Consider the following 4,277-nt stretch of genomic DNA (forward strand, 5'->3'; position numbering starts at 1 on the left):
TGCCGTTGTTCTCTAGCTCCATCAGTCCCAGCACGTCGGCATCGATGGCGACCATCGCCTCGACGATTTTGGTCTGCTGGCGGGTGAATTCGGCGGCGTTGTTGGCGCCGCGGCAGTGGGCCGTGCTGACCGTGCCGCCCAGGCTGCAGCCGCTGGCCGTGCCGCCGCCGTTGGTGTAGGCGGTGAAGTAGTTCAGCACGTTGAAGCTGGCCACCTTGAGGTTGCCGCCCACGGCGTCGGGCGCTGCCGCCCTGGCATTGCCGGGCGTGAAGACGGGTGGCGTCAGCGGGTGGATCTTGTACAGGCCCAGGCCGGGGTTGTTGTTGGTGGCCAGGCCGTAGTCGATCACGCCGGTCAGCGAAGCGATCGTGTCACCGGCGCGCACCGTCAGGTCCTCGCCCATGAAAGGCACCACGGCAGGATTTTGAGCCGAGCTGTTGTCGTCCAGGATGATGGCGCGGGCCAGATTGCTCTTGGCTAAAGCCTGCGCATCGGGGCCGGGGCGCATCACATTGGTCGGGTTGAGCAAGCGCCCACCGGCGGCCAGCGTCAGTTGACCATAGCGGCCCAGGAAGTAGTTCTGCTGCACCATCACCGGGCCAGCCAGCGTCACCAGCATGCCTTCGTAAGCCTCCAGTGCGCCGGTGGCCAGGGTGCTCAGGTCGACCACGGTCGGGGTGATCGCATGGCCGCTGCTGAGGGTCGTCAAACCGCTGACATTGGTCAGCTGCGTGATGCTGCTGTTGCCGGACGCAAACTCGGCCACCACGCCGCTCAGTTTGATCTCTTGCCCGACCGCCACCGTGGGCGCGGCGGCGGTGAAGACAAAGATGCCGTCCGACGTGGCGGGGTTGCCGTCACCCAGGGGGTCTTGCAGGTAGAACCCGGTTGGCGCCAGGTAGGTGACGATGCCACCGGTGCTGACCGTGGCCTTGTCCATCGGGCTGCTGTTGCCGCTGCCTTGGATGCCATAGATCGGCGCGAAGCCGGCGGCGCTGACCTTGATGGTGCAGCTGGCGGTTTGCGCTTCGTTGTTGGCCCAAGCCAGATTCAAGCTGTAGCTGCCACCGGTGACACTGCTGGCCACCTCGATTTCTTGGCTGGCCACGCCGCCATCGGCGCTGGCGGCGCTGAAGGCGCCGAGCGTGAACGCCGCGGGCCAGCTGCCGCTGATGGCCGCGGCGTTGACGATGCTGTCGGCGTCGCTGGCCGTCACGCTGAAGCGCGCGGCAGTGCCGGCGGTGACGGTGGTGTCTGGGCAGACAGGGACGATGGGCTTGTCAAGCGGCGGCGTCACGCCACCGCAGACATTGAACGCCGATGCGGTGTTGCGCGGCGCCGGCGCGGCGGCGGAAAAATCGCTTTGGTTCTGGTCGGTGTCGGTACAGCCACCGAGCGCCCGGAAAACGGCGGCGCTGTTCGACGGCGCGGGCGTCGGGCCGGCGCCTTCAAATGGCGTGGCGGTAGCGCCATAGGCCACCAGATCCAGCACGGTCGCTGCCGTGGCAGCCGCCACCGGCGTGGCGATATTGGCCAACACCACCTTGCCGGCGGTGCCGGACATCGCCAGGGTGCCGATCTTGTCGGGCGTTGGCAAACTGACCGTGCCGCCGGTGCCGGCGGCTTGCTGCACCAACAAGTACTGGCCCGGCTGCAGGCTCACATCGGGCAAGGTCGTGACTTGGAAGCTGGTGCCGGCGGCGCTGGCGTACTGCACGCTCCAGCCCTTCAGGCTGATGGGTGCCGCACCGCGATTGAATAACTCGATGAAATCGTTCTTTAACGTGGCGCCGTTATTGCCGCCGCCGCCATAGACCTGGCTGATGACAATATCATTCGCCGCCATCGCGGCCGGGGCTGCAAACGCGACTGCCAATAAGCTGACGAGAGTTTTCAATTTCATGCGGACTCCAAGAGGGGTATAGAAACACCAGCGAACCAAAAAGACACTCCGGTCGGGCACCCTGCTCATTGGCGGCGGCAAACGTTTGCCACCCTCCATTCAATCCAGTGCCAGCCCCAGTTATTTGAATGTTAGCGTCGAAGTGTGACAAGCCGAGACACCGTATTCACGGGGTTGCATTAATTAGACAAATGCAAGTTCTGCGTGAATAAAGGGTTTACCCGTGAGCCAAAAGGACTATTTTCAAACGGTCACAGATATTGTTCGGCAATATCGCCCGATATTGGTTCATGCGCAAAACAAGCGCACCACCGGCGTTTGCATTGCACAAACGCGGTGCAGCTATTGCAACGCAGCCCACAGCCGTCCCGGCTGCGTGCTGCGCTAGCAACAATCAATGCTGGAGGATCTTGTCGAGGAACTCGCGCGCCCGAACCGAGCGCTCTTCGGGCTTGCCGAAGAATTCTTCGCGCTTGCAGTCCTCGACGATCTTGCCGGCGTCCATGAAGATGACGCGGTGGCTGACTTTTCTGGCGAAACCCATCTCATGGGTGACGCTCTTCCTGGTCATGCCCTCCTCGGCCAGCTTGACCATCACGTCCAGCACCTCGCCGACCATTTCGGGGTCGAGTGCCGAGGTCGGCTCGTCGAACAGCATCACGATCGGGTCCATCGACAGCGCCCGCGCGATCGCGACCCGCTGCTGCTGGCCGCCCGACAGCTGACCGGGGAACTTGTCCTTGTGCGCCGACAGGCCGACCCGGTCCAACATCTTCAGGCCACGGGCCTTGGCCTCGTCGGGCGTGCGGCCCAAGACCTTGATCTGAGCGATGGTCAGGTTCTCGGTCACGCTCAGGTGGGGGAACAGCTCGAAATGCTGGAACACCATGCCGACCCGCGAGCGCAGCTTGGGCAAGTTGGTCTTGGGGTCGGCCAGCGAGATGCCGTCGACGATGATGTCGCCCTTTTGAAACGGCTCCAGCGCATTGACGGTCTTGATCAGGGTGGACTTGCCCGAGCCGGACGGCCCGCAGACCACCACGACTTCGCCTTTTTTGATGCTGGTCGTGCAGTCGGTCAGCACTTGGAAGGCGCCGTACCACTTAGAAACGTTTTTGATATCGATCATCGAGTAACTCCTGATATGTTGGCACGGCTCAAACGGTGCCGGGCCGCCCCAAACCGTTTGAGCGCCCCCGCGGGGGGCGGCAGCGTACGCGCTGCCGGGGGCCGCATGACTAGCGGATGATGGCAATCTTCTTTTGCAGTCGGCGCACCAGCATGGACATGCTGAAGCAGATGACAAAGTAGACGACAGCGGCCACCAGATAGGTTTCCACCGGGCGGTTGAAATTGCGGCCGGCGACCTCGAAGCCCTTAAGCAGGTCATAGGCACCGATGGCGTAGACCAGCGAAGTGTCCTGAAACAGGATGATGGTTTGCGTCATCAACACCGGCAACATATTGCGGAAGGCCTGTGGCAACACCACCAGCTGCATGGTCTGGGCGTAGCTCATGCCCACGGCGTAGCCGGCGTTGACCTGGCCGCGCGACACCGACTGGATGCCGGCCCGCATGATCTCCGAAAAGTAGGCGGCCTCGAACACCGTGAAGGTAATGATGGCCGACAGCTCGGTGCGGTTGTTGGCCCCCCACTCGCCGCCAATGACGCCGTAAAACGCGGCCGGAATCAACAAGAAGAACCACAGAATCACCATCACCAAGGGGATCGAGCGCAAAGTATTGACGTAGAAGGCCGCCGGTATGGCCAGCCACCTTTTGCCCGACAAGCGCATCAGCGCCAACAAGGTGCCCAACAAAATGCCGCAGACGGTGGCAATCAGCGTCAGCTGCACCGAAAAGATGAGGCCCTTGAGGATAAAGCTGGAGATGACGCTCCAGTCAAGAAAGGCGAAATCGAGTTGAAGATTACTCATTTGCCCGCTCCCACCATGCCCGGCACCTGCGCCCGGTTTTCAATCAAGAGGGCAATGCGGTTGACGGCGAAGGCGGACACAAAGTACAGCCCGGTGACGGCCAGATAGACCTCGATGCCGCGGGAAGTTTCCTCCTGCGCCTGCATGGCGAACATGGTCAGCTCGGTGATGCTGACCGCGAAGGCCACTGAGGAGTTCTTGATGATGTTCATGCTCTCGCTGGTCAGCGGCGGTATGACGATGCGAAAGGCCATCGGCAGCAGCACATAGCGGTAGGTTTGCGGCAGCGTGAAACCCATCGCCAGGCCCGCATAGCTCTGGCCCTTGGGCAGGCTCTGGATGCCGGCGCGCACCTGCTCGGCAATCCGCGCCGAGGTGAAAAATCCTAGCGCCAGCACCACCAACACAAAGCTGGGCACCTGGCGCAGCTGCAGAAA

General features: G+C 62.5%; 4 protein-coding genes. All 4 read right to left on the reverse strand.

The window, feature by feature from the left end; all coding sequences use genetic code 11:
- Positions 1 to 1,903 (reverse strand): lamin tail domain-containing protein (locus RMO57_RS04440; protein WP_310384603.1); only part of this gene is annotated, 1,903 nt, incomplete at its 3' end.
- A gap of 394 nt (positions 1,904 to 2,297) precedes the next feature.
- A complete protein-coding gene (locus RMO57_RS04445) occupies positions 2,298 to 3,032 on the reverse strand; it encodes an amino acid ABC transporter ATP-binding protein (RefSeq protein ID WP_310384604.1) in 735 nt (244 codons plus the stop codon).
- A gap of 109 nt (positions 3,033 to 3,141) precedes the next feature.
- On the reverse strand, positions 3,142 to 3,840 hold the full coding sequence (locus RMO57_RS04450) for an amino acid ABC transporter permease (RefSeq protein WP_310384607.1): 699 nt from the start codon (positions 3,838 to 3,840) through the stop codon (positions 3,142 to 3,144).
- A partial coding sequence (locus RMO57_RS04455; RefSeq protein WP_310384609.1) for an amino acid ABC transporter permease occupies positions 3,837 to 4,277 on the reverse strand: 441 nt, incomplete at its 5' end. The genes RMO57_RS04455 and RMO57_RS04450, both read right to left, overlap by 4 nt.

It is taken from the genome of Roseateles sp., from assembly GCF_031397715.1.
Taxonomy (GTDB): Bacteria; Pseudomonadota; Gammaproteobacteria; order Burkholderiales; family Burkholderiaceae_C; genus Paucibacter_A.

Bases quoted from the DNA above. Each gene is read 5' to 3' on its own strand.
- RMO57_RS04445 (WP_310384604.1), bottom strand. From the start codon at position 3,032: ATGATCGATATCAAAAACGTTTCTAAGTGGTACGGCGCCTTCCAAGTG.
- RMO57_RS04450 (WP_310384607.1), bottom strand. From the start codon at position 3,840: ATGAGTAATCTTCAACTCGATTTCGCCTTTCTTGACTGGAGCGTCATC.